Origin of the sequence: Bernardetia sp. Wsw4-3y2, from assembly GCF_037126295.1 — a bacterium.
In the GTDB taxonomy this organism is placed as follows: Bacteria; Bacteroidota; Bacteroidia; order Cytophagales; family Bernardetiaceae; genus Bernardetia.
Window position 1 is genome coordinate 3,682,214 of record NZ_CP147017.1, and the last position, 26,209, is coordinate 3,708,422.

Annotated in this window: 28 protein-coding genes and 1 tRNA gene; 21 read left to right on the forward strand and 8 right to left on the reverse strand. The window is 31.8% G+C overall.

Going from position 1 to position 26,209, the window contains the following annotated elements:
• Window positions 1-34 precede the first annotated feature (34 nt).
• Together V9L05_RS15045 and V9L05_RS15050 are read right to left on the reverse strand one after the other, a co-directional pair.
• Window positions 35-508, reverse strand: a complete 474-nt coding sequence (locus tag V9L05_RS15045) for a hypothetical protein (protein ID WP_338812680.1) — start codon at window positions 506-508, stop codon at window positions 35-37.
• Window positions 509-576: 68 nt separating this feature from the next.
• Window positions 577-918, reverse strand: coding sequence for a hypothetical protein (locus V9L05_RS15050; protein WP_338812681.1), 342 nt, complete (start codon window positions 916-918; stop codon window positions 577-579).
• Between the two features lie 394 nt (window positions 919-1,312).
• Here V9L05_RS15050 and V9L05_RS15055 point away from each other — a divergent pair, with 394 nt between their 5' ends.
• The 5 genes from V9L05_RS15055 to V9L05_RS15075 all read left to right on the forward strand — a co-directional run bounded on the left by V9L05_RS15055 (window position 1,313) and on the right by V9L05_RS15075 (window position 4,906).
• Entirely contained in the window at window positions 1,313-2,026 is a 714-nt protein-coding gene (locus V9L05_RS15055) for a hypothetical protein (RefSeq protein WP_338812682.1), read from the forward strand.
• A 126-nt stretch (window positions 2,027-2,152) separates the two neighbouring features.
• Window positions 2,153-3,460, forward strand: a complete 1,308-nt coding sequence (locus tag V9L05_RS15060; RefSeq protein ID WP_338812683.1) for a glycerol acyltransferase — start codon at window positions 2,153-2,155, stop codon at window positions 3,458-3,460.
• 249 nt (window positions 3,461-3,709) lie between these two features.
• Entirely contained in the window at window positions 3,710-4,006 is a 297-nt protein-coding gene (locus tag V9L05_RS15065; RefSeq protein WP_338812684.1) for a hypothetical protein, read from the forward strand.
• A 10-nt stretch (window positions 4,007-4,016) separates the two neighbouring features.
• Complete coding sequence (locus V9L05_RS15070; protein ID WP_338812685.1) at window positions 4,017-4,442, forward strand: hypothetical protein; 426 nt, start codon at window positions 4,017-4,019, stop codon at window positions 4,440-4,442.
• A 20-nt stretch (window positions 4,443-4,462) separates the two neighbouring features.
• Window positions 4,463-4,906 carry a hypothetical protein gene (locus tag V9L05_RS15075; RefSeq protein ID WP_338812686.1) on the forward strand — a complete coding sequence of 148 codons (444 nt, stop codon included), beginning with the start codon at window positions 4,463-4,465 and terminating at the stop codon, window positions 4,904-4,906.
• A gap of 23 nt (window positions 4,907-4,929) precedes the next feature.
• Here V9L05_RS15075 and gldG read toward each other — a convergent pair whose 3' ends face one another.
• The gene (gldG, locus tag V9L05_RS15080; RefSeq protein ID WP_338812687.1) at window positions 4,930-6,693 is read right to left on the reverse strand and encodes a gliding motility-associated ABC transporter substrate-binding protein GldG; all 1,764 of its coding nucleotides are present in this window, start codon (window positions 6,691-6,693) and stop codon (window positions 4,930-4,932) included.
• Between the two features lie 223 nt (window positions 6,694-6,916).
• On the opposite strand from gldG, the gene V9L05_RS15085 reads away from it, so the two are divergent.
• Together V9L05_RS15085 and V9L05_RS15090 are read left to right on the forward strand one after the other, a co-directional pair.
• Window positions 6,917-8,311 carry a saccharopine dehydrogenase C-terminal domain-containing protein gene (locus V9L05_RS15085; RefSeq protein ID WP_338812689.1) on the forward strand — a complete coding sequence of 465 codons (1,395 nt, stop codon included), beginning with the start codon at window positions 6,917-6,919 and terminating at the stop codon, window positions 8,309-8,311.
• Between the two features lie 116 nt (window positions 8,312-8,427).
• Complete coding sequence (locus tag V9L05_RS15090; RefSeq protein ID WP_338812690.1) at window positions 8,428-10,566, forward strand: P-loop NTPase fold protein; 2,139 nt, start codon at window positions 8,428-8,430, stop codon at window positions 10,564-10,566.
• A gap of 74 nt (window positions 10,567-10,640) precedes the next feature.
• Here the strand turns inward: V9L05_RS15090 and V9L05_RS15095 are convergent, their stop codons facing one another.
• The 4 genes from V9L05_RS15095 to V9L05_RS15110 all read right to left on the reverse strand — a co-directional run bounded on the left by V9L05_RS15095 (window position 10,641) and on the right by V9L05_RS15110 (window position 15,966).
• Window positions 10,641-11,420: a thymidylate synthase gene (locus V9L05_RS15095; RefSeq protein ID WP_338812692.1), complete on the reverse strand. Its 780-nt coding sequence runs from the start codon at window positions 11,418-11,420 to the stop codon at window positions 10,641-10,643.
• A gap of 278 nt (window positions 11,421-11,698) precedes the next feature.
• Window positions 11,699-14,125: a TonB-dependent receptor gene (locus tag V9L05_RS15100; RefSeq protein ID WP_338812693.1), complete on the reverse strand. Its 2,427-nt coding sequence runs from the start codon at window positions 14,123-14,125 to the stop codon at window positions 11,699-11,701.
• A gap of 344 nt (window positions 14,126-14,469) precedes the next feature.
• Window positions 14,470-15,018, reverse strand: coding sequence for a hypothetical protein (locus V9L05_RS15105; protein ID WP_338812694.1), 549 nt, complete (start codon window positions 15,016-15,018; stop codon window positions 14,470-14,472).
• 258 nt (window positions 15,019-15,276) lie between these two features.
• Window positions 15,277-15,966 carry an OmpA family protein gene (locus V9L05_RS15110; protein ID WP_338812695.1) on the reverse strand — a complete coding sequence of 230 codons (690 nt, stop codon included), beginning with the start codon at window positions 15,964-15,966 and terminating at the stop codon, window positions 15,277-15,279.
• Between the two features lie 454 nt (window positions 15,967-16,420).
• Here V9L05_RS15110 and aroA point away from each other — a divergent pair, with 454 nt between their 5' ends.
• Both aroA and V9L05_RS15120 read left to right on the forward strand, forming a co-directional pair.
• On the forward strand, window positions 16,421-17,746 hold the full coding sequence (gene aroA, locus V9L05_RS15115; RefSeq protein WP_338792391.1) for a 3-phosphoshikimate 1-carboxyvinyltransferase: 1,326 nt from the start codon (window positions 16,421-16,423) through the stop codon (window positions 17,744-17,746).
• 163 nt (window positions 17,747-17,909) lie between these two features.
• Complete coding sequence (locus tag V9L05_RS15120) at window positions 17,910-18,872, forward strand: hypothetical protein (RefSeq protein ID WP_338812696.1); 963 nt, start codon at window positions 17,910-17,912, stop codon at window positions 18,870-18,872.
• A 209-nt stretch (window positions 18,873-19,081) separates the two neighbouring features.
• On the opposite strand, the gene V9L05_RS15125 is transcribed toward V9L05_RS15120, so the two are convergent.
• Entirely contained in the window at window positions 19,082-19,537 is a 456-nt protein-coding gene (locus V9L05_RS15125) for a helix-turn-helix domain-containing protein (RefSeq protein ID WP_338812697.1), read from the reverse strand.
• A gap of 118 nt (window positions 19,538-19,655) precedes the next feature.
• Between V9L05_RS15125 and V9L05_RS15130 the strand changes: the two genes are divergently transcribed.
• The 12 genes from V9L05_RS15130 to V9L05_RS15185 all read left to right on the forward strand — a co-directional run bounded on the left by V9L05_RS15130 (window position 19,656) and on the right by V9L05_RS15185 (window position 26,100).
• Window positions 19,656-19,991, forward strand: a complete 336-nt coding sequence (locus V9L05_RS15130; protein ID WP_338812698.1) for a hypothetical protein — start codon at window positions 19,656-19,658, stop codon at window positions 19,989-19,991.
• Window positions 19,992-20,138: 147 nt separating this feature from the next.
• The gene (locus tag V9L05_RS15135) at window positions 20,139-20,294 is read left to right on the forward strand and encodes a hypothetical protein (RefSeq protein ID WP_338812699.1); all 156 of its coding nucleotides are present in this window, start codon (window positions 20,139-20,141) and stop codon (window positions 20,292-20,294) included.
• 371 nt (window positions 20,295-20,665) lie between these two features.
• A tRNA-OTHER gene (locus V9L05_RS15140) sits at window positions 20,666-20,739 on the forward strand.
• A 76-nt stretch (window positions 20,740-20,815) separates the two neighbouring features.
• Window positions 20,816-21,217, forward strand: a complete 402-nt coding sequence (locus V9L05_RS15145; RefSeq protein ID WP_338812700.1) for a hypothetical protein — start codon at window positions 20,816-20,818, stop codon at window positions 21,215-21,217.
• On the forward strand, window positions 21,214-21,378 hold the full coding sequence (locus tag V9L05_RS15150; protein ID WP_338812701.1) for a hypothetical protein: 165 nt from the start codon (window positions 21,214-21,216) through the stop codon (window positions 21,376-21,378). The genes V9L05_RS15145 and V9L05_RS15150 overlap by 4 nt, the downstream gene beginning before the upstream one ends.
• Window positions 21,379-21,466: 88 nt before the next feature.
• Window positions 21,467-21,697 carry a hypothetical protein gene (locus V9L05_RS15155; RefSeq protein ID WP_338812702.1) on the forward strand — a complete coding sequence of 77 codons (231 nt, stop codon included), beginning with the start codon at window positions 21,467-21,469 and terminating at the stop codon, window positions 21,695-21,697.
• Window positions 21,697-22,647 carry a hypothetical protein gene (locus V9L05_RS15160; protein WP_338812703.1) on the forward strand — a complete coding sequence of 317 codons (951 nt, stop codon included), beginning with the start codon at window positions 21,697-21,699 and terminating at the stop codon, window positions 22,645-22,647. Before V9L05_RS15155 ends, V9L05_RS15160 begins: the two co-directional genes overlap by 1 nt.
• 16 nt (window positions 22,648-22,663) lie before the next feature.
• Complete coding sequence (locus tag V9L05_RS15165; protein WP_338812704.1) at window positions 22,664-22,924, forward strand: hypothetical protein; 261 nt, start codon at window positions 22,664-22,666, stop codon at window positions 22,922-22,924.
• Window positions 22,914-23,552: a hypothetical protein gene (locus tag V9L05_RS15170; RefSeq protein WP_338812705.1), complete on the forward strand. Its 639-nt coding sequence runs from the start codon at window positions 22,914-22,916 to the stop codon at window positions 23,550-23,552. The genes V9L05_RS15165 and V9L05_RS15170 overlap by 11 nt, the downstream gene beginning before the upstream one ends.
• On the forward strand, window positions 23,545-24,048 hold the full coding sequence (locus tag V9L05_RS15175; RefSeq protein ID WP_338812706.1) for a hypothetical protein: 504 nt from the start codon (window positions 23,545-23,547) through the stop codon (window positions 24,046-24,048). Before V9L05_RS15170 ends, V9L05_RS15175 begins: the two co-directional genes overlap by 8 nt.
• A 451-nt stretch (window positions 24,049-24,499) precedes the next feature.
• Window positions 24,500-25,816: a hypothetical protein gene (locus tag V9L05_RS15180; protein WP_338812707.1), complete on the forward strand. Its 1,317-nt coding sequence runs from the start codon at window positions 24,500-24,502 to the stop codon at window positions 25,814-25,816.
• A gap of 26 nt (window positions 25,817-25,842) precedes the next feature.
• Window positions 25,843-26,100 (forward strand): hypothetical protein, encoded by a 258-nt coding sequence (locus V9L05_RS15185; RefSeq protein WP_338812708.1) that lies wholly within the window; start codon window positions 25,843-25,845, stop codon window positions 26,098-26,100.
• Window positions 26,101-26,209: the final 109 nt, after the last annotated feature.

Sequence of the window (26,209 nt, forward strand, 5' to 3'; positions counted from 1 at the left end):
GTTCGAATTGAGATTTGATTTTTAAAAGAATTCATTACTCTTCCTTCAAGCAATTTATAGCATTATAAACCGTATTTCCAATAATAATAAGAAGCAGAATGAAATAAAGCTGTACAAGAAATATATTTATTTTTCTATGGTTTTTTACTTTTAGAAGAGGATAATAAAAATTTCCAGCTTTTTTAAGCCCTATAACATCAAAAGTAACAATATAAATATTATCAGAAGCAAAATCACCTCCCTCAAAAAAATCACCTTCATTGATTGCATCTACACAACGATCATTATAATCAATAGATTTTAATGAATCGGGCATTTTCCGATTGACTTTGAAAGTTTCACAAAAAGCAATATCAAACCTTGTAGGAGGAGTGTTTTCGGATGCAATAAATAAAACAATTTGATCATGATCTAAAACACCAAAAAAATAAAATCCGATTGAAATTAAAAGTAAGGAAGCAAATATCCACTTTTGATTTTTTCGGTTGTTGAAAATTGTTTGTAACATTTAGTTATTATTTTAGGAAGGTTTATTAAACCTGAAATTTGATTTTAGAATATCGACTTTAAAGACAATTATCTATGATTCCTTTCATAAAAAAATATACCTGCTTCTATTGCAGTCAAACCTATAAGTGAATAAGTCATCCATTTATCCATTGTTTCTTCCTCTAAGTTTAGAAAAGATAAAACAACAAAAATTAAAATAGCTAGAACAAAAACAAATATCTGAACCAAAATACTTGTTTTGCTCATTTTTTTCTTTAAAAATTTTTTCTTAACCCCCTTTTTGATATAAATAGCTGTTTCTTTTACTTCAATTCCCTTTGTTTGGAAAGCATTAAAAGTAAAAGGAATACTAGTAAGTCCTGCCACAACTCCCCAAAACCATACTAAATCTGTAACATTAAGAATCAATAAAATAGAAATAATAAAACTGATAATTCCTGTCGGAACGGCTACAATTAAAGCTGTATTTCCTCCATAACTTTCAACTGAAAAAATAACTTGTTCTAGTTTCTTTAATCTTTTGATAAACTTAAAATCCTGTTTAGCAGGAATTTGACTTAATGTTTCAGTTTGATTACAGTGTTTTTCTCCTAAATACTTCCAACTTCCTTCTAAAAAAGCAGACTTACAACTTGCACAAATATTGGTCTCTTTCTTTTATCAAATCTCCAGTAATTGGGTCTAGACGGTTTTCTTGTAAAATAGGGCTATTTGAAAGAATTGTAATTGAATTTGTCATATTTTTATTAAAAAGTAATTTATGAAAGTTATATTTATGTGATTAACTCTATCAATATATTCAATGAAAATGTATTTAAAAGAAATATTCAAGCAAAATAAATTAGATTATTCTGTTTTATCTCAATTTAAAGCCAAAGAAACAAGAGAAGTGGAGATATTATCTGAAGAAGAATATAGAGGAATTAAAGAATGGCTACAAAATTATTCTTTAGGTTGTACTATTATTCCTGTCTTTACAAACAATGAAAGTGATGCTATTTGTGTTTTTGCTGACGGAATTTTGAAAGGCAAAGTTTTTATTCTCAATCATGGGGAAGGCTATTTTATGCCAAGATTTGAAAACTTAGAATCTTTCATATCAAAAATTAATTCAGTAAATGGAGATTGGCATAATTTGCCTGATTATGCTTTTGATTATCCTATTAAAAATGAATCTCACATAGAGGAAACTATCTTGTCTGAGTTGTGGCAATTGATTCATCAAAATAAATTTATATCAGAATCACATAGAGAACTTATTTTTCAAACTATATTGTATTTAACGCCTCCTTCAAAATTAGAAACACTGCTAGATTTTTTGAAGGATAAGAATTATAATATTGCTGAACAAGCAGCTTGGTTAGTAGGTGTTTTTCATACTTATGAGCCTGCACAGGCTCTTATAGCTGAGTTGGTAAAAACAAAATATAAAAATCATTATTTGAGAAATCAATTTTACGAAGGAGAGTTTAAGAAAAAAGGGTTTTGGAGAAACCTATTTGATAAGATACATTAGCATTTTTGATAAATGGCAAAAACCAAATTAAATAATTTAAAAGAATCTGAATTTTTACGTATTTTGTAGTCAAATATAGTTTCTCCATTCTATAAAGAATCAAAACTAAAAAAATATACTGCAATTATGGAAAATCACAATTCTTCTGCCATTATTGGTGTTCCGACCAACAACATACCTACTAAAAATCAAACGATAGCTCAAAAACTAGAAACGTATAAAAAAATAATTGAAGCCAACGGAATAAAAATCAATGCACCTTTTGACCCTCGTTATGCAGCAAGTTTGATTAAAAAGATTTTAGAGCCACTTAGTTTGTATTATTTCAGAACCGAATTTATAGGTTTTGAGGGAGAAGATTATCCTGAACGTAAAACTAATGCACCTTTAATTTTTGCAAGTAATCACTCTGGAATGGCTTTTCCGTGGGATGCAATTATTTTCTCTTCGATGCTTTTAAAGTTGCATAATTACGACATGACAAAAGTTGCTCGTCCACTGACTGCACCAATGCTCTCACAGAGTAATTTGATGAGTCCGTTTGCGATAGAGAATTTTTGGAAACGTGCAGGTGGAGTAGATGCCACTTCCCTCAATTTTGAAACGATGATGGAACAAGGAAAATTCAATGTTTTGATTTATCCTGAAGGCGTGGGAGGAATTGGAAAAGGGTTTGATAAAAAATATGAATTGCAACGTCTTTCTACTTCAACTCTGCGAATGAGTTTGAAACACAAAGCTGATATTATTCCTTTTGCAACTGTTAATGCAGAATATATAAATCCGTTTAGTTATAGCATAGAAATTTTGGATAATTTGGTTCAGAAGTTAGGTATTCCATTTTTGCCTGTGGGATTTATGACTGTTTTGATTCCTTTGCAACCTTGGTTATTTTATTTTGCGCTTCCTGCAAAATTGATTTTTGTGCGTGGAAGACGCATAAAACCCTACAAAATTTTAGGAAAACCAGTTGAAGATGCCACAGAAGAAGAAATTTTTGCACTTCGTGATGCTATTCACGCCATTATGCAGCGAGAACTCAATGAAGCTGTAGAAAAATATGGCGAAAGTCCGTACAACTGGCAAGAGTTTTTATTAACAGCACTTTGGAAATGGAAAAAACTACCTGAATACTTGCCTTTTACGTGGGGATTTCGTTTTATTGACCACGAAAAACAGTTTCAAAGACGATTATTTGAACTTAATAATTTTTCAAATATTGCTCCTTCATTAGACCAAAAAGTAACTCAAGCCCAACAAATTGCACAAATAAGTGAAGCCGAAGAACAAAGAGAAGAAGATAAAGATGTTTTTGATATGGTAAAAGAAACCGTTGATTTGGTAATAGAAAATCCAGAAGTTTTGTTGATGTATGTGCCTGTCGTGGGTTGGTTGCCTACGATTTGGAGGGAAATTAATAAATTTAGAGATTAGAATTTCAAAATCCTCGTTTGACGGCTTCATTTGAGCCTCAACGACGGTTTATTTGCTTTCCAACCGTCAACGAGCTTAAAAGCGTCTTGAGAAAAAAATAATAGATAGAATAAATTAAATTTTGAAAATGAAATTAATGAAAACGTCTAGCTGGATATTATTTTTTTTATTGGTCTTTATCTTTGGAGGAGTATATTTCTTGCTTCTTTCTCTTTATTTGATGAACCTCAAAAAGTAAAACTATTTGATTTGTCTTATCAAAATCAAAATTATTCTTTAGTTGCTTTCCATGGAAATGCTGCTACAAATGCCTCTGTTCAATTATTTCAAATGGATAATAATGGAAATGAAGTACATAAAGGCTTTTCATCTACTAATCTTTATTACGAAAAAGGTCAATTTAATAAAATCAATGATAGCATTTTTAGGTGTTTTTTTTCTGATGGAAGAAATAGAAAAGATACGATTCTACTGAATATGGAAACTAAAAAAATGAGTTATTATTCTGATTCACTATTGAATATTTTAACTTCTCATAGGAAATAAGAAGAAAAAAATGAAAAAAGAATACCTAACTCTTCAAGATAGAAAGGAAATGAGAGCCAAGAGTAAAGATATGGGTGCTATGTACTTGACTGTTTTTATATTAGGTTTTATTGGTTGGGGAATTTACCAATATTATGCTGATGAAAAATATACGACTGGTAGTATTTTTTATCTAGTAATTTCTAGTTTAATTATGTTTATAGCTTGGGTAATTCATTCTTTGGAAGAGTGGCAACACTATAAATGGGTTATGGAAGGCATAATACAGGAAAAAGATGAATATAAAGATATGGAGAATAAATATTTGTATTTCAAAGTAAATGAAAGAGCTATTATAGTTTCTAAAGAAGATTTTGATACATATAAAGTAGGTCAGAAAGTAAAAGTAGAACAAACTGCAATTACTAAAAGTACAATTAGAATTACAGTAATATAGAGTTTAAAAATATCTAACAGATGAAAAAAGAGGCATTAACAAAAGAAGACAAAATTATTTTGAAGCAAAAAGGTATTAATTCCTCTCACTTTCTCATCTTTTTGGTTGGCTTACAACTTTTGGGTTATTATATTTATTATTTTAGAGAAAGTCACTTTGATAATTATGGAAGGTCTTATCTTATTGATTTATCTTTGTTGGTTCTTGTAGGAATTGTAGGTGCTGGAATGTTCATTTCTTCAAAAACTGAATTTTACTCAGGATATAAATTGGTTTTTGTAGGTCATATCACATCTAAAAAAGTAGTAGAAAGTCAGGATAATGCAACAAGCTACCACTTTTTCATGAAAGAGGAAAAATTTACAGTATCAAAAGAAGATTATGAAAAGTTTAAAAGAGGGCAGAAAGTAAGAATTGAAGTATCATCTGTTTTGAAACAAACGATTAGAGTTTTGCCATTATAAAATCTAATTACTAAAATTTGATTTTAAGAATACTTCTTCTTTCTCCAAAAATACCAACCCAAGCCAAAGACTAAAATAATAACATTCGGAACGACTAAATTTAGAAACTGCCAATAGCTTTTTTCTTCTTGTATCTTGAAAGTATCTAACGGACGGATTTCAAACTCTTTTGTTCTGGAAGTAATAATTCCACCTTCATCAAGCATATAAGAAAGTGTATTGAGGAGAAATTCTTGATTGGAATAGGTATTTTTACTTATTTCATCATAACCAATTGGCAACGGCTGGCGAGTTCGTCTGTCAAAATCATTGGAAAGCAAATCGCCATCTCCTACCACTAAAACTTTCGAATCTTTTCCTTTTTGGATAAAGTCATTTTCCGAAAAACCACTCGGAGGAAAACGTCCTTTAAAAGCAGAACTAAATTCTCCTTCCAAAAGATAAGCAACTGGAAGATTTGAAGTCTGATAAAGTTTTGGATTTAGGTCTAATTTTAACTCATCTAGTGAAATAAGTGTAGGCACTTTTTTGATACGTGAATATTGAGAAGAAAAAACTAAAGGTGTTTGAACAATTCCATCAGCCTTCACAGAATCCAATGTACTGACAAATTTAAACATCAGAGCATCCATATTTTTAGTGATTGGATGTGTCGAAAAACTAGCTGTTGTGGTATAATACGGAAATGGAATCGGCTGAACATTGGCTTTATCTCCCATCTGACCCACATTTACCAAAATTTGTCCTGATTGTGTGTCTTGTAAAAGGTCTTGATTGACACGAACACCATAGCGAAAAATCATTTCATTCAAACCCAAATTATAGGCAAAAGCATACGTTCCACCTTGTGCAATACTATCCAATTTCATCTGAACTTGGTCAATAAAAAATAATAATTTTCCTCCATTCATCAAATATTGGTCAAGCTGATAACGGTCATTATCGGTATAAGAAAGTGTTGGTTTTGCAATCACAATGGCATCATATTGCAGCAAATTCTGAATAGGATTTTTATTTCCTTTATTATCTGATTTAAAAGAGTTACTCAGATTTTCATTTAGATTTAATCGTTCTATAATATAATTTTCACTTAAAGTCTGTGTCAGAGAAATAAGTCTATCATTAGAAAGCTCGCCATGTCCTTCAATGAAAGCAACACTACTTTTTTGTTTTTTACTCAGTTTTTGAATGGCAGAAATAAGCTCATATTCAATATTTTCAATAGATTGATTGAGCTGTTCTTGTGGCGAAGCTGTACGATTTCCCTTCAAAAGTAAAACTGGTTTTTCTTTATTTTTATAGGAAACAATCGCCGAAGGAAAAATTAATTTCTGTACTTTTTTACCTTGTACAGTTTCAAAAACAGTTGTAGGCTGAACTCCACGGTCAGAAAGCTGCTTGTAATAACGATTTTGTTCTTCTGGATTGCTAGAAACTTGCTCTGGATTAATAAACGTAAACTGAATATTTTTTCCTGCATACATCGAAAATTCTTCTAGCGTTTCTTTGACTGATTTTTGCAATCTTTTGAAAGAAGAATTGAGTTCGCCTTCCAAATAAATTTCTATATAAACAGGCTCTTCTAAATTTTCCAAAATGGTTTTTGAAGATTCTGTAATGGTATAACGCTTTTCAGCAGTCAAATCAAGACGAAAAAAATAGTTTTGAGCCAAAATATTAATCAAAATTAGTCCCAAAAAAAGGACGACTAATTGCATAATATTTTCCCACTTTCTAGTGTTGATTTGAAATTTTGAAGAAGACGTTGAATTATTTGGAGTAGGCATTTTTTATAATAAAAATTTCTGTATGCTTTTCTGAATAGGCTAAAGTATATTTTATCTAACGAATTACAAATTTAGTTATTTCTTTGGTTTGGTAACTTGCTTTTTTATACAAAAACTATCAAAACATTTTCAGACTTTTTTTGCAAGAGAATTCAAACTATGTTTACTTTGTCTTTCTGAAATTCGTTTCAAAAATCAATAACACACAATAAACAAAAAAATAATGAAAAACGTGGTGGTACTTGGTGCAGGACGCTCTTCCTATGCACTTATCGATTATTTATTAGAACATAGCAAAGAAAACGACTGGCAAATTGAAGTAGGAGATTTGGATATTTCGCTGGCTCAAAATAAAACAAAACACCACGAAAGAGCTAAAGCTTTTCAATTTGATGTTTCCAATTTGGAAGATTGCAGAAAGATTGCACAACGTGCTGATTTAGTAATTTCGCTTTTACCTGCATTTTTACATGCTCCTGTGGCAGAAATTTGTGTTCAAGAATCTACCTCTATTTTTACAGCTTCCTATGTTTCTCCTCAAATGGAAAAGCTAGACAAAGAAGCAAAACAAAAAGGACTTTTACTACTCAATGAAATTGGTCTTGACCCTGGAATTGACCATCTTTCAGCAATGCAAGTGTTGGACAAAATACGTGAGCATAATAGTTCAGATAATGAAAAAGCAGAAATTACAGCTTTTCGTTCCTTTACTGGAGGTCTTTTAGCTCCCGAATCTGACAATAATCCTTGGAATTATAAGTTTACTTGGAATCCTAGAAATGTAGTTTTGGCAGGACAAGGAACAGCAAAGTTTATCCAAAATCATCAATATAAATATGCTCCTTATCATCGCTTGTTTTCCTATTGTGAACCGATTGAATCAAAAGAATTTGCTCAAATAAATGAGTATGACGATGATTATAAATTTGAAGGTTATCCCAATAGAGATTCATTGCAATATCGCTCTGTCTATGGTTTGGATACTATTCCGACAATGCTTAGAGGAACAATCCGAAGAAATGGTTTTTGTAATTCTTGGGATACATTTGTACAGTTGGGAATGACAGATGATTCTTATAAAATTGAAAATTCGGATAAACTGACTTACAGACAGTTTGCAAATATGTTTTTTAAGTATGATCCTTTTTTATCTTTGGAAGAAAAACTAAAAACAATCTATAATTTTTCTGATGCAAAGCTCAAACAATGGGAATATTTAGGATTCTTTGAAGACAAAAAAATAACACTTCAAAATGCTTCTCCTGCTCAAATCTTGCAACATCTTTTAGAGGAAAAATGGACGTTAGACCCACAAGACAAAGATATGATTTTGATGCAGCACAGAATTAAATATACCTATCAAGGAAAAGCAAAAGAACTTACTTCTTCGCTAGTCGTTTTTGGAGATGATAGTCAGCACACAGCGATGGCGAAAACTGTAGGACTTCCTTTAGCCATTGCAGCAAAATTATATTTGACAGGAAATTTACATTTAAAAGGCGTTCAGATTCCAATTCATAGAGAAATTTATGAGCCTGTTTTGGCAGAACTAGAAAACCATGGAATTATCTTTAAAGAAGAAATTACTGAAATTGATAAAAGTGAACTTTATAGTTAAATCAGTAAACAGTTATCAGTAAGTAGTAACCAGTTAATTGCAATTACCGTTTTGTTTGTAGGGATGAGATTTTTCTTGTCCTTACTACATTATTTTTCAAGATTAAAAAAATACCTATGCACTTTGATTCAGCACTAACAGATGTAAATGATGATAAATTAGGACGCAAAGAGTTTGCTGTTCAGATTGCAAATGGCTTAGTAAAATCTTTTGCAAATAATCATGAAAGTATTGTGATAGGAATAAATGGTGAGTGGGGTTCTGGAAAATCTACACTTGTAAATTTTGTTATTCAAGAAATAGATAATCTAACAAAAGATGATGGAGAGGATAAACCTGTAATTATTCGTTTCAATCCTTGGATGTTTTCTGGACAAAAGGAATTGCAAACTATTTTTTTGAGAGAAATGTATTTTGTAATGAAAAGAGATTTAGGATTTTTGAAGAAACATGCTAAAAAACTAGCTCCTGTTATGGATGGTTTGGGATTACTTGTTAACTCTATGGTATTAATAACTAATCCTGCTTTAGTTCCTACATCAAGTCGCATTGTAGATGCGGCTAAAAAAACTGTTGATGGAGCAAATAAGGTAGAAGATATACACAAATTAAAAGAGAGTATAGATAAAAGTATAATAGAAGCAAAATTAAAAATCTATATTACTGTTGATGATATAGACCGATTAAGTCCAACTGAAATAACAGAAATTCTACAAATGGTAAAACTGAATGCAAACTTTGCCAATACTGTTTTTCTTCTTTGTTACGATTATGATGTTGTTATAAGTGCGTTGAAAAATAAATTTGGAGAAAATGGAGAGAAATATTTAGAAAAAATAGTACAAGTAGATTATACACTTCCTCACATTTCGAAAGACAAAATCAAAGAGTTATTTGTAGAGGAAATAGGAAAACTATTTGAAAATAAAGGATTAAATAAGGAATTGAAGGAATTTGTAGAAAAAGATGAATTAATTCTTCCATTTTTCTCTACACTTAGAGATATGTATCGCTTCTTAAATGCTGTTAAACTAAGACTAGAATTTATTCATGAAGAATTAAATGTAGGAGACTTTTTACTCATTGAAACATTGAGGATTTTTGACAAGAAGGCTTATCAGTTTGTTTTAAACAGTAGTGATATATTAATAAGAAATTACCAAGAATCTTTACAAGAAAGAAAAGACAGAATTTTAAATATTAGTGAGTTAGAACAGGCATCTCAAAAATCTATCAAAATAATTAAAAGATGTTTTTACTTAGATACATCAACTGTAATTTACGATTATGGAGCATTTAGAGGAAGAATGAAAGGTATAGGAGATAAACCTTATTTTGCAAGATATTTTTCTTTGAATTTATCGATAAATGACATACCAGAGAAGTATTACAAAGACTATTTTATATCAGAGAATAAAGTTAAGATACTAGAAGAAGTAAATTCTAATTATTCTTTGTTCAATTATATGATGTTCCTAAAAAGGAGATTAAAATCTATCAAAGACATAAAAGAAACTTGTTTTATCATATTCACTTTTATGAGTAATTATAATCAACCAAGTAATAAAGATATTACTATTAATTATGATTTATGGGATTTACTAAAAAGAATAGGGTCAGAAGAAGCAAGACCTTTTTTGTTAGAGATTCTAAATACAAATCCATTCAATAATTATCATTTAAAGATTTGTAGTGATATTTTATATAATTACAGAGAGAAAAAATCAGATAACTACTACTTTTTACTTAGAAAAGATGAGCAATTAGAAGGATTTATAATTGAATTAAGAAAAGTGTATAATGATACAGCTAATTCTATCTTACAAAAAGTTATCAAAAATCATGAGATGTTATATAAAATAGAGTTCAAACACTTTATTTTTTATACAATTTACGAAGTGGAAGAGCATTCTAAAAAATTAAAGGCAAAATTTATTGAGTTAGGGAATTTATTAGAAGATAAAGATTTATTATTTGTATTAGATAATACCATGAAACTAATGCAAGCATCTAATTACTCACAAATTTCAGAAAGACATAGTTTTAGAATAATAAAATCTCTCTTTCCTTACTGGCTAGAAAGTGATTATGTAAAAGATAGATTGGATAATTTAGATAAAGAAAATCTAACTTTAGAAGAGCAAAACCTTATCAAAGTCTTTTATATGGCTTATGAAAATAACTTTGATGAAAATAAATATTATGATTTTGAAACAGGTACAGATGTTTCAGAACATTTCAGACGAGGTAGATAAATAAAACTACTCCCAAAACTACAAAAGTAATTTTGAGAGTAGAAAATATAGTTTCTTCCTAGAAATTTAATTTTTTAAACAGCCACAGGAGCTTTTATAGCAGCATGTGGATTATAATTTTTGACTACAATATCTTCATATTTAAAATCAAAAATAGATTTTATTCCTTTATTTAGTTCTAAAGTTGGAAGTTCTCTTTCTTCTCTTGTCAGTTGTAGATTTGCTTGTTCGAAGTGATTTTTATACAAATGTGCATCTCCCAAAGTCATAATCAAATCGCCTACTTCTAAACCACTTACTTGTGCCAACATGTGCGTCAGAAGTGCATACGAAGCGATATTAAATGGCAAACCCAAAAATACATCTGCGCTGCGTTGATAAAGTTGTAAAGACAGTTTTCCATCAGCTACATAACATTGCCAAAGTGTATGACAAGGAGGTAAAGCCATAGAAGGCACATCGACAGGATTCCAAGCCGAAACAATCATGCGACGAGAATCTGGATTATTTTTTAGAGAATTTAGAAGGTCATTTATTTGGTCTATGCCACCAAAATTTCTCCATTGTGCGCCATAAACTCTTCCTAAATTTCCATTTTCATCTGCCCATTCGTCCCAAATCGAAACGCCATTATCCTTCAAATATTTAATATTTGTATCGCCTTTCAAAAACCAAATAAGTTCATGAACAATACTTTTAAAATGGACTTTTTTTGTTGTCAGTAATGGAAACCCTTTTTGAAGATTAAAGCGCATTTGATAGCCAAAAATAGAACGTGTTCCTGTTCCTGTTCGGTCAGATTTGTCTGCTCCTTCTTCTAAAATTGTATTTAAGAGTGTATGGTAATTTTGCATTATTTAAAAAAATTAGGTTCAAGCGAGGACGCTTGAACCAGTTTTTTGGTTATATATGAATTTAGTATAAAAGACTAAATTTTATTTCTTATTATATCGTACACCGTTTCAAAAGTTTTTTTAAACCTCGTTGACGGCAAAGCCTCAAAGACGGTTGGTTTGCCTTATTTTTGAACCGTCAGAGGAACAAAAATAAAATAGCAGATGCTTATAAAACGCTGTACTTAGTTTAAGCGTCCTCGCTTGAACTAGGTATGTACAAACTTAAAAAAAATCAATTAAAAATTAGCTCTCAAAGCTAAAATAAAATTACGTCCTGCTCCACCAATTCCAGAACCGTACGATTGATAATAATGGTCTAAAATATTTTCTGCACTTAGATTGGCACTAAATGTTTTATTGATTTGATAACTAGAACGAAGGTTCAAAGTCCACCACGAAGGAATAAAATTTTCAGGATAAAAAATAGTATCTCCTTGGTCTTCTGGTGACATTTCATCAAAATCAACACTTTTGAATTGATAGTTTACAAAACCTTCTACTCTAAAACGTTTGTTGTGATATTTTAGTGAAATCAAACCAAAAGCTGGAGGCGTATCAGGAAGTCTGATTTCAGCTTTATCATCAAATCCATAGACATAATTAAAAGTCGTTTTAAATTTGAATTTATCTGTAATGGCTGCTTCAATTTGTGAACTGACTCCGTAAATATAGCCAATATCTGTATTTTGATATGAAACAACCTGACTAAGAACACCATCATAAACAATCGAATCTTGACCGTTAAATGTAGAATTACGCAAAACCATAGCATCATTCAAAATAGTGTAATAGCCTGTAGCAGAAACACGAACACGATCTATAAATGTTTTTGAGATTCCAATTTCGGCATTATACGTATAAGCTGGTGCAAGATTTGGATTAGGTACAACCACACTCCCTGGTTGAGAATCAAATACTTTTCCCAAATCATCTACGTTTGGCGCACGGAAACCTGATGAAAGATTTGCGTTGAGCTGCCAAGAATCAGCAGGACGGAAAGTAAGCCCTAAACTTCCATTAAATGCACCTGTATTGACTTTAGCTTCATCAAAAGGAAAATCAAAAAACTCTTTACTATCAAATTTTGCTTCTGTCCAAATTTGTGTATAACGTGCGCCTGCTGTAGCCGTCATTTTCTCAGAAATATTCCATTTATAATTGAAATAAGCTGCTGCCATTGCCATTGTACTTCCTCCATCTGGATAGCGAGTATCTAAAGGACGCTCTAAATCATTAGTTATATTTGTTTCTACAGCTCTTGACTGTACTACATTATAATTAAAATCAAGACCATAAAAAATTTGATGTTTTTTGTCATCTTTCAAATCTTTATCGAAATCAATACTAAAAGAAGACATACTGACATTTTCAGTTCGGTCACCACGCCAATCTTTGCCTCTTGTTCTGTTATGACGAGATTCTTCTACTTTCTGATTTGAAACAATGACACGCATTGCATCAAATACTTTGTTTTTAGCATACCAAGTCAGTTTTCCATAATTCATTGCCCAAAGCTGACGACCATAATACCACTCTGCATAGCGTAATTTGCCATCACGTTTTTGTATCAAACGATCGTAACGAGGAATATCAGACGAAGAAGTATAATGAAGTGCATATTCTGCCTGTAGATTATCCGAAATTTGATACGTAAATTTTTGCATTAAATTCCATTGAGAATAGCCTGATTGTTTCTGAATAAGTGGATTTGAATTTGTCAGAATACTATCTTTTCCATTTACTCTTTCTACATATTCATTGCGTTTGCCCCAATCTTGATAGGCTTCTCCACTTGGGCGAACTCCCCCAACACGCAAATTATCAAAGTCTGAATACGTAAAAGTAGTCAAACTTGCTAGTCGTTTTCCTGCAATATTTAGTGTTAAATTTGCTGTTTTCTCTTGATTGGCAGAACCGTAACGGACAAAACCACTTCCACCAACAAGCAAATTTTCTTCAGTTGCAAAACGTGCTTTTTTGGTGTGAAAATCCATTACGCCACCAAGTGCATCACTTCCATACATCACCGAACCAGGTCCAAAAATGACTTCAACTTCTTCCATTGCACTTGCATCAAGATTGATTACATTTTGAAGGTTTCCAGAGCGATAAATGGCATTATTCATACGAACACCATCAACAACAATCAAAACCGAATTTGCATTAAAACCTCTAAACATGGGGCTTCCTCCACCCATTTGGCTTTTTTGTATATAAACTTGTCCTGTTTGTCCTAACAAATCAGCTGAATTTTGAGGATTATTAAAAGCAATTTCCTTTTGAGAAATTTTGACAATCTCGTTAGGAATTTCTTTTTTATCTTGTTCCCATTTATTTGCCGAAACAACAACTTGCTCAGTTTCGAAAACCTTTTCAGATAAAAGAATCATTTCAGCAGCTTCAGCTTTGGCTATTTTTTTATCGTCATACCCATAATAACGAAAATAAAGGGTGTCATTATCTGCAAAAATATCCAAATTTGCCTTACCACGAGAATTGGTAATAACAGATTGTTCTTTTTTATTATAAATAGAAACTCCTTCTAAAGGTTGAAGATTAGAAGCATCTAAAACTTCTATAAATTGAGAATAAGCGTGATTTTGAGTAAAATAAAAAGCACCTAAAAATAGCACAAATATGATTTTGAAATAATTTGTTTTCATTTTTTATGTAGTAATGTCGTCGATAGGGACACCATGTCCGTAAGGCTATTGAGAAATTTTGCCTTTTACTCCATTAGGAGTTTCCTATTGGTAGATAAAAACAGAAAAATTAAAATTCATTTACTCCATAGGAGTTGTATATTGGTCGCATTTTGTATTAAGAAACTACCAATATATAGTTCCTAACGGAACAGAAAGACAAATAAATTTTTAACCTTACGGCTATGGTAGGCATACCGACAACAGCGAAAGAATATTTTGATTTTACTATCAATGCACTTAAAGAAAGGTCAGTACCATAGGTAAGACCAAAAATGTGTGATAGATTTTATACTAATTGAAAACTAAATTATTGGAGGAGGAGAGTTTGGTGCAAAAATAAATTCTTTAATAGAAAAATGCCATTTGCTTTTTGGAGAAATAGAAATAAAATTACTTATAGAATTACTAGAAAATTTATTCTCTGATAAGATAAGGGCTTCTTTTATAAAATTCTTGAGAGGATAAGAAGCTTTATTCTGATGAAACGGATTTTGATTTTCCTTGAGTTGAAAGGCAAAAGTTTGATAAAGCTGTTTTTCATATTTATCATTATAAACCCTAAAATATGTACTATCAGCTTTTTGATAGGAAGAAGAAACATCATACAAACTTCCTTTATATTTGAATTCTTTCTGAGGTTTTACCCAAATGAAATTTTCAGTGTTATTGTTGGACGAAACCCACTTTGTAGGAACTATTATAGACTCTAATTTACTTTTGTCTTTTAAGTGTTGTCTAACTTCTCTTTTTATTTGTGTGTGCATAGCTTCAAAAGCCAACCAATATCCTAATTGATTGAAAAATATAAGCGATACCATGACAAGAATAAAAAAAGGTAGAAGTTTTTTCAAAGGCTAGTGGTGCTGATTTTTGATTTGAACTGATTTTAATACAAATTTCGTTATAAAAAACAGGATTTAGAAATCTTTTTATGGATTTTAACGTGAAAAAAGATATTCAAACTATCTTTATCTTAAATTTCAAAAATTAGTCATCTTCTATTTCAATGAAATTCCATACTCATAAATTAAATCAAAAATCATAAAAAACCATTCTATTCAATATTATTTTGATAGAATGGTCTTTGTATCTTAAAAAAGATTTTAAAATTAGTTTTTCAATTCTCCTTTTTCTGCTTTGCGTTTCAACTCGTCATTAGCTACAATTATCACTTCAACACGACGGTTCTGCGCTCTTCCCGCTTCAGTACTATTACTTGCCACAGGAGCAGTTTCTCCATAAGCAACTGTGTTTAATCTACCACCTTTTACGCCATTAGCAATTAAGTAATCACGTACTGCATCAGCTCTTTTAGCAGAAAGTTGTCTATTATAGTTATCATCACCTTTATCGTCTGTATGTCCTTGAATGGTAAGGCGAGTATCAGGATATTCATTTAAAATTCTGCCTAATTTAGCGATACTTTCTCTTGAACTGCTGTTTAAATCCGATTTATCAAAACCAAATAAAATACCTGAATCAAAAGTAAGATTAATGCCCTCTTCTACACGTACTACTTTTGCGTCTTCTACTTCTTCTTCAATGTCTTTTGCTTGCTTGTCCATATATGCTCCAATAGCTGCACCAGCTGCACCACCTACTACTGCGCCAATAATACCACCTGCTACAGGATTCTTTTTAGAAGCTACGCCACCAATTGTACCACCAGCTGCACCACCAATAGCTGCACCTTTACCTGCATTACTCCAAGAAGCACAAGAAGGAAGTGCAAATGAAGCAATAGCTAAAACGAGAGTATAAACTAAAAGAGTTTGAAATTTTGTTTGAATATTTTTCATAATAATAAAAATGAGGTTTAGAAAAAAATAGTTTAAAAAAGTGATGATTTCTAAGTTCTAAAACAATGACACTAAAAAGTAGTCATTCGTTTTTTGATTAAAATCATATTCTTACAAAACACAAAACGAGCCAAGTTGTTTGAAAATAGATTGAAATAGGAATGAAAATTTTGTTAAAAATAAAAAATATAAGGCAAATCTTAGTTTAATTTTTACATTAAAATCAAGTAAAAAAATAAGAGTTCTTGTTTCTCTAAAATTTAGGAACTTTATTTGTATAGTAATACAAAAACATCCTAGTCCAAACCACTAAAAACGATTTTATAATTGATATTCGTATAAAAGAGAATGAATTATTGTAGCAAATTCTGGCAACATATTACTCCAAAATACAATTATACTATCATCAAAATAAATAAATTGACTTGCTTATACAAAAACAATCATTACTTCTATGTCTGTTTCTCCCTCTCCTTTTCTTGTTTTGCCTTCTTTACATATTTCTTCTCCCAAAATTAATCTTGAAGGAGACATATTTTTGCCTTCTTCTAAAAGTGAAAGTAATCGTGCCTTAATTATAGAGGCTCTTTGTGAAAAAAAATGTAATTTAGTCAATCTTTCAGCAGCTAGAGATACCAAAATTTTACAAGGCTTATTAGCTCAATTTAGAGATATCGAAGAACAAGAAGAAGATATTCGAAGCCGTGCAAAGGGAAGAAGTGCTGATGATGTTTCTTTAGATTTGGTGTTAGATGTTCAAGATGCAGGAACAACAATGCGATTCCTGACAGCTTTTTGTACAATAAAAAATCATCCTACACTTTTGAAGGGAACAGATAGAATGCACCAGCGTCCAATAAAAGAATTAGTGTTGGCACTTCGTGAACTAGGCGCACAAATCACTTATGAAAAAGAAGATGGATTTCCGCCACTTTTTATACACGGCTTTAGTCCTGAATCACAAAAACAAACTATTTCTATTCAAGGAAATATAAGTAGTCAGTATATTTCGGCTATCTTGATGATTGCCCCTCTTCTACCTAAAGGAATTTTATTAGAAATTATTCCTCCTGTTTCTTCTGAACCCTATATCAAAATGACTTTAGAGTTGATGCAACATTTTGGTATTTTACATTCTTGGACAGAAAACCGAATTATTATTCCTCATCAACAATATAGCGCAAATCAATATAAAATTGAATCAGATTGGTCAGCTGCAAGTTATTGGTACAGTATGGCTGCTATTTGCTCTAAATCTGAATTGTTTTTGAAAGGACTTAGAGAAAAATCGTGGCAGGGAGATAACCGAATTGTAAAGATGATGAAAGGTTTAGGAATCAGAACACATTACGAAAAAGACGGTGTTCGTTTGCAAAAAACTTCGTCTAGGCGTTCTCCTTTCAAATATGATTTTACACCTTGTCCAGATTTGGCACAAACAATGGCTGTTTTGTGTGCAGCTTTAGGAGTAGAAGCACACATGACAGGATTACATAGCTTAAAAATAAAAGAAACTGACAGACTTACAGCTCTCAAGATAGAACTTGCTAAATTTGGTGCAGAAATAGAAATTATCAATGATAATGAACTTCATATTCCTGTTTGTGAACTTCATGCTCCTACTGAGTCTCTAAAAACTTACCATGACCACCGTATGGCGATGGCATTTGCTCCTTTGGCGTTACTTTTTCCCATTACGATTGAAAGTCCAGAAGTCGTACAAAAATCATATCCTAGCTTTTGGGAAGATATGCAAAAGATGGGGTTTAGAGTAAAATAAAAAAATATTGCAAATTAGATTTTTAAAGCTAATTAATTTTCAAGTTGTGATTTGATAAGCCAGATTAACTTAGGTTAGAAATTTGTATTAGATAATGTGATTAACTACTTTGTTTAAATCTTGTTGTTTTTTCACCAACTACATACAAATCAAATTTTTTCCTATGAATTATCTATCACAAAATAAATTAATTATTCTCTTATTTTTAGTAAAAATAGGTGTTTTTTCCTCTTGTCAAACAAAAGTAGAAGAGACAAATCCATCTGAAAGTAGAGCAAAAATTCGCTTTGAGTTTGATTTTGACCCCAATCAGCAACGACTTAATAATTTAGCTCAACCTATAGGAATAGCAGCAGGAAATGCAGCCCAAACACCTACTTTTAACTCTATGAGTGTTCATTATATTGAGTTTGCTCCTTCTGCATTTACACAGCTTGGAGAAGGAGAAATTTTATATAAGAATGAAGAAGTAAATTCAAGCAAAAATGGATTCAATACAGCTATTGATTTTTCGAAGGCTATTGTAAGTCCAAAAGGTACAGTATTTTTAGAAGTGCCAATAAAAGATATTGCAGCAGGAAAATATGAATGGATACGTGCTTCGGTGGCGTATCAAAATTTATCTATCAAGTATGATTTGAATAATATTCAAGTTGGAAGTGAAAATATAAATTTACCAAATCAAGAAGGAACAATTGCAGGTTTTATTGGCTACAATACAAGAATTGAAGATTTTACAGTCAAAAACAAAACTATCTCTGTTAATGATGACAAAAAACAAGGGTTTTGGGCTTTTGAAACTACCATTTCTATTCCTCAATATAATTATACAGCAAATGAAGTAACTACTGGACAGTCTGCTGGCACTACTGTTGTCAATCCTTTAGCTGCTACTTCCCCTGTTCCTGCTGGCTCGTGTGTAATTACAGGTTCTTTTTCAACTCCTTTGACTATTACTGGAAAAGAAACGGAAGATATTACAGTTGTACTCTCTTTTTCTATCCAAGATAGTTTTGAATGGAAAGATACTAACTCAAATGGGAAGTGGGATATTAATGTAGGAAGTCAAGTCACTGAACAAGTTATTGATATGGGACTTAGGGGACTTGAAGTGAAAATCAAATAATATTACCTTCAACAAATAAATCTGACAAAATAAAACAAATAAAAAAAGGCAATTTCCAAATTACTTTAGAAATTGCCTTCTTATTTTGCCTGTTACGACTTAGGTTGTGGGTCCACCAGGGCTCGAACTATTACGTTTTTAGTATCAAAAACAGACATTTTAAAACCGAGTTACTTTATAAGTTACTTAATGTATTGCAGCACATCTGACTAAACAGATGCAGGAACACAAGTCCACCCAGAAGGAACAGAGTTATTTCTCTTTCCGTTTGGGTGAGCTGCTTGCTTATGCTCCGATTGCTTTCCCGATATTTTATTTATTATCTCTAAAAACTCTAGCCGTTGCTTTTCAAGTTTCTGTTCAAAAATTTTTTCAATGTTTTGAATCTTATCTTTTAGATAAGAATTTTCTTTTTTTATTTCTTCATAATCAGATGGATATTCTTTATTATCATTTTCCATCATCTCCCCTTGTTCAAAGAGTAGCCAATTTGAACTTATTCCTTGTTCTTTTAACACACCTAAGTATTCCCAATGAGGCATTTTTCCATGTCCATTTTCTATTTTTGACATAGAACCAGTTTTTACACCTATTAAATTTGCTATATCTTCTTGTGTGTATCCAATTTTTTCTCTAGCAATTTTAAATCTCTTATGAATTTCCATAAAATATCATCTTTTTTGTTGTAAATAATTTGCAAGTAGTAAATAATTTGCTACCTTTGAAATACCAACTACTACAAAGTAGTATTAATTAATACTCAAAGATACTAAAATTAACGGTATGGACACAAAAAAAGATACATCAGTAGTAAAAAATGAAATATTGCAGGCTTCTGTAACTACTTCTAGTGCTACTGACTTGCAAGCAGAGACAGAAGATGAGATAAAGCAGCGTAATTTTTTGGTCAATCTTTCTATTTATGAAAAAGCTCGTAAAGTAATTCGAAAAAATGGTTTAGACTATAATGTTTTGCTTGAGTCTTTTTTGAAACTCATCTGTAAAGATGAAGGGTATGATTATGCACTACTACAAGGTAGATTATCAATCACAACTAACAATCAAAATTATGTTCAAAGACAGAAAAATCATCATCAAAGCGAGGATTCAGGATCTTGAATCTGAACGCCAAGATTATTACCTAAACAAGCACCGAGCAAAAGAAGAAAAAGATAAAAAATTCTTTGCCGATTGTGCATCCGAAGTAACTGAAAAAATAAAAGTGCTAAGGAAGGAGCTGAAAGGGTTATGAGAACAGAACACATCATGACAAACAAAGAGTATATAACTTATATGCTTGATATATATAAGTTTCGAATCAAAAACAGCAAAAGAAAAATAGAAGACTACCAAAAAGCTCTTCAACGAGCTGAAGATGATTTGAAAAAAGCGCAGGAGGAGCTGAAGAAATATGAAAACTAACATCATTTCTAAATCAAATCCGACAGGTCTCAAAAAAATCGAACTTCTGGAAAGCATTAATAATGTTTACAACAATATGCTTAGAGAGTCCAAACGAGAAAGAAAATCTATAATCCAAAAGTGGATTTATCAAATCAATATGAAAATAGTAGCTCAAAAGGCTGTTATGAGTAGTAATCAAGATACTGTCTTTCGACGGTAGTTAAGTTGTGAAAGATGAGTAGGAGCTTTTAGGTCCTACTCACTTCACACTTAAAAAAGAAAATTATGAGTGGTTTAAAGGTTGGTAGAGTCATCCTTTTGTAATTCCACGAAATTTAAGAAGAGAAGTAAAACTCTACAGTCCAAGTACGTAACTACTTGGACTACAAGTAGCAATAGTTCACACGGTGTAGAACGTCAGTTTTTAAACTGGAGGTTGTGGGTTCGAATCCCACTTGCTGCTCAAACAATTTAAGGAAGTAGGTAGGGTTTAAAAAAGGTAGGTGTCTACTTGCCTTTTTTTTCTAAAAATCAAAATTATGAGATTATCCATTCAAGATACTACAAAACGCAATGAGTTGAGAGCAAGGTTCTCGACTTATGCAGCCGACTGGGAGTACAAAGACCAAATTATAAAAGGTGAGTTTGTACCAGTTTTAGAATTGTACCTAAATGAAGTGAAATTGCTTGTCTCTTTTTGCGACCATGCTATTTTACTAGATACGAAAGCTGAACAACGCAACGAAATTGAAATTGTGCGTAGTCTATTGCTTGCTAAGCAACAGAATTACGAAAGAGCATCGCTTGAGCAACGCCTTGAAACAAAGGAAATGCTTCTTAATAAAGAAGAAGATTTACATACACTTTTGCACATTATCGAACGCTCCTTTACTTCTATCCAAAAAACAGGAAGAAATAAAGGACAACTATCCTTTTTATGAATACACTACTTATGGCGAAAATTTGGTATGAAATACTAGAAGTATTACACCATTTTCAAATGCCTTTCGTCTTTGGTCTATCTATACCAGAAGCAGTTTTTTTATTCTTCTGCTTGTATATGGTAGTTCTTATTATCAGAGCGATTCGAAGAAATCGATAAACTGATAATAAAAAAAACGCCCCTTTGAAGTTTGACGGCTCAAGGGACGTTTATCAGATTTTTAACTTAAAAACCCAAGAGCAAAACTATGCAAATTATCAATAAAATACTACTAGCAGTAGGTTATATCCACGCTTTTTTGTGGATTATTTCATACAGCTACTACCATCTGGAGCAAATAGCTATGAAAATAACAGCTCCAAAAAATGTAAAGTATAAAAGAATTTCATTTCGTCAATGGCTTGCTTATGTCATTGTACCGAAAAAACGCATCAAAAAATCTACACCAAAACCAAAGCTGAAGGGAGGTAAAAAATAATGAATCCTATAAATAATCAACCAGAAGCCCCAAAAATAGAACTTAAAGAAAGTTTTTTGAATAGGTGGATAGATTCAATATCTAGTCATGTCGGTACAAATTCAGTTTTGCTAGGCTTTACAATTAGGTTAATCTTGTTTTTTATTGTAGCCAGTTTAGTAATAAAAGAATTTTGGGAAGATTACCCTTGGTTGGGTGGTGGAATAGTTGCACTTGTGTTTTTTGCCGATATAGGATTTACTTTATCAGCTCTAATGGCTGCAAAGTTTTATAACTCAAAAGTAATGCTCTATGCTAGAACATTTTTTGGCATATCCTTATTCGGATTAGCCTTCATCTGTTGGAAACTATACGACTTCACAGATTTAATTTATCCTATAAATATTTCTGATGCAGAATTAGATAATGTAAAATATCTAAGATATTCCTTAAATGCTATCTTCTTTACTTCTGCAATTTTGGCATTTTTATTTACGGAGGGAGGAGCTTATATGATATTTACTTTAACTTCCAAAGAAAACCGAAACAATGAAACAAGCGAAACACGAAACAGCGAAACACACCCGAAACATAGCGAAAACAATGTTTCGCAAGAATACGAAGAAGATACACAAGGAAAAATTGAAGATTTAGAGCTTCCAAATAAAATCGAAAAAACGGGCGAAAATAAATTCTCTATAAACGGAGAATTGCCTAAAAATATAGAAGGATTTAAAGGAAATGTACGTGCGCACGCCAGTAAAAAACGAAAATTTTTAGAAAATGGCGAGTACAGAAATGCCCGAAATGCAGAAGTTTGGGAAGACTATTATAGTGCGATTGTCGCAATAATAGAAGCTGAAGAAGCAAAAAATAAAACTTCTTGGAGTGTTTATCCAAATGGTTCTATGAAAGTAGAATCTGAATCTGAACCAAATGGACACAAATTAAAACCTGAATTTTTCCAATAATTTACACCATAAAACTATGTTTAAAAACTATGAAAATTGGAATGAAACAGCGAAGAAATTCGCAGGATTAGTTCTTATAGTGTTTGCTCTTTCTTTCTGTTTTGTAGCTCAATTAGTCTTTACCTATTTAGGTAATGTTAGAGAGCTGCACGCACAAGAGCAACAAATCCTAGCTACACAGCCCATTATAGCACAGCAGGAGCAGCAGGAAAATAAAAAAGAAAAAAATTACTGGAGTCTTACACTTCGCTTTGAGAAAGGGGGGAATGATGAGTAATATCCTAAATGGCTATTTCACAAAAGTTATTGTTCAAGGAGGACATCTAATGGCACTCTTTAAGACAAAAAAAGAACTTCCAAATGCAGAATATTATCTCTATTTACCAGAGAGAGAAAAAGAAACTGGAGAGTATGCTTTTTCTGGAGCTTGGTCAATCTATCAAACCCACTGCCATACACAAACTTTGCTTTCTGTTACCATAAAAAAGCAAGTTGGACAAACATCAACTGGCTTGCCCAAACTAGAAGTAGAAACTGTACAAGAGTATAAGAAAAGGCAAGCCAATATCGAAAAAGCAACAGCAGATATTCAAGCTATTTCAGAAGATATGCGAAACAATGTTGCGATTTCTATACAAGCAAAAATACATGCAGCTCAAAGAGCATTAGCCTTAGACAAGTTAGAAGACGATGAGAAAGAACATTTGTGCCTTTTGATTCAATGTTCTCCAAAAAGAGCTAACTATTGTAGAGAAGATCTTGGAGGGACGAAAAATTATTATTTCTCTGTCAATTACAACAAAGAAGAAATTAAAAAATTTCAAGCTGAAACGAGGGATGATTTATTCTTCCAGGTAACTCAATATGCAAACAGCTTAAATAGAAAGGAGCAGCAAGATGAATGAAGCTGCACCAGCTCCACAGGAGCAGAAGCCTGAAAAGAAGAAAAGAATCTACTTTGATAGTTCTAAATCACAAACCAAAGTAGAGGAATACCTAAGAGCGTACAACGAGGATAAAAACTCAAAATTCAAAATTAGACTGAATAGAGTACCTCTATTACTACGCATTTACAGACTTTGCATTGCTCAACACAACACCTACAAGAGCCGAAATGTAAAGGTTATAACACGAAAGCGAAAAAATGATGATGGAGAGCTAATAGAGGAGAGAACTATTGCCTTCATAACTAAAGAGAAGAGCCTTGCTACACACTTTCAATGCCATCCTAAGACCATTCAAAGACAGCTTAGGATACTTACAGGAGAAGCAGCTAAACGAGCTGACGTAACACCTCCTGTACTTTTGGAAGTGCTAGAAAAAAGCTGTTACGGACTTACTTTATTATTGAATCCAGACTTACTAGTAGTTACAGGCTCTAGCGATTTGGAAGAAGAATAGGTAAGACTTTTTTTGAAAAAAAGATACTAAAAAGCACCTCCAAAAGTCTAACAACTCAAAAAAGGAGATGCTTTACTATGCCCTTCATTTAAGGGCATAAGGGACATAATGCCCCCCCTTCTACCAGCATCTAATAGGCATATATCTATTAGCTATCTAAATAGCTATTTAGATGCTTTCGAAGAAAGCTAATAAATAGCTATTTAGATTCTACTGTTAGAAGCATTTTTTTTCAACCGATTGCAGATTAAAAACTTTGTTTTGAAAAGCAATCTGTTTAAAATCAAAAAAAAGAATAAAGCTGATAGAGAGAACTTGGGGGCGGGGCAAAAAAAAATCCTTTGAGGGAGAGACTCAAAGGATTCAATAATTTCTTATAAATAAATCTGCAATTCGGAGGTTAGATTTTGACAATGCTAAGTCGCACTAACACCACAAACATACTAAAAATATGCTTACAATGCAAGTAGAAAAGCTAGAGAACTTCAAATATCAAGACAGAATAATTCCCATTGCGTATAGAGCTGAAGGACGAACGTTTTGGAGAAACCAAATATACCCAGACTTTCTTGTGGTTAATGAACCTTTTTATCGTGATACACAGCATTGCCACGCTAAACGGATGTTCTGGCTTTCTAGGAAAGAAATTCATTTTGAGGGGGCTTTTAGAGCCAAAATGAAGAAAACAACAAAAGGAATAAAAGCAGACTACAAACAAGGAGTTCTTCAGCGAACAGACACCCCTTGCCGTTGGGAACTAAAAATCTACTATAAGTCAGGTAAAAATCATCCACTCTATTACAGTTTTGGTGATGATAATACTTTTCTTGTTGTCAATTATTTTCTAACAGAAATATTTAAGAGAATTGACCCTGAATCTGATTTAGCCAAGATTTATCCAAATCAAAAGTTGCGTAAAGCGATGATATTCGACAGACATTCTGACGAGTGTGTATTTGAATATCCTTCAAAAAACTTTAATATTCAAAGTGTAGGAGAGGTTAGAAAACAGTTTGATAGAATTGTAAAGCACTTCAAAAAATTTGAAGACTTCCCAACCTATGAGCAGTATTCAGATGATGAGTGGGTAGCTACTCCCAAAGTACTAGCAAACAGTCAAACCGAGCCAAAAAATAATGTCGATGCACAAACTTTATTCTTCAAATTTAGAGAGGATGTACGAATGGCTTTACAAGCTCAAGGAGAAAATGAAGCTGCTAGGTGTGCAGCTCTACTGGAGTTTGCAGGATACGTTGATGGAAGGTTAAAAGTATTTGTAGAAAGCAAAGAACACTTTGAAACGCTTGAAACCGAAAATACCATACTGGACATCAGGACAAATTTACTGAAACACTTCCAGCAAATAAGCGAAACACCCAAATTAGAATATTTGCTTAAAAAGTCTATAACCACACCTGAAAATGTATCTAAAATCAATGAAACAGTACCGAAACAAGACGAAACAGAAATAAATGCTTTTGCTTTCAGAAATATTGAAAGAACCTTCTTAGACTTTAAAAGAGAGATGGTAAAACATGGGACTGATAAGCTAGAATTTACCGAATTAGAGTTAGATAAAGAACTTGTAACTAAAAAATTAGTTGTTTTTACTCTTCCTCATCAAAAATTAATTGAAAAATTAATTAATGGCGAATTATTCAACACTCATTTTAGACTTTTATTTAAAGCTAAATTTGGGGGAGGAAACTTTAAAATTCACTTGCGAGAGGATGAATATTTTTCGCCTAGTGAATTGAAAGTATCTTAGAGCTGAAAATTAAAATCACAATAACTATGAAATACATGAAAAAATGGATTCAGGAAACTGTTATTCCAGTACCTGAAAAAGTATTTGTTTCTATCAAAGCAGACTTTGAAGAACGAGGAGTAAATATCGAAAAAACTCAAGACAAAGTTTTGATTATGCACAAAAAAAAAGAATTTGAACTTAGATACGATATTGAAAAATATCAATTTTGGATTCTTTGGAAAGGTGAGTTTATACACTACTCACAGGATATCGATGATATAATTGATTGTATTTTGATATAAAATTATTCAGCAGCCCTATTCAAAAAATTGAGTTAACTTTAGTTGTCATACTAAACTATATCTGTTCAAATCTATAGTTAATCAATGGTATAACTTCTTATATTATATT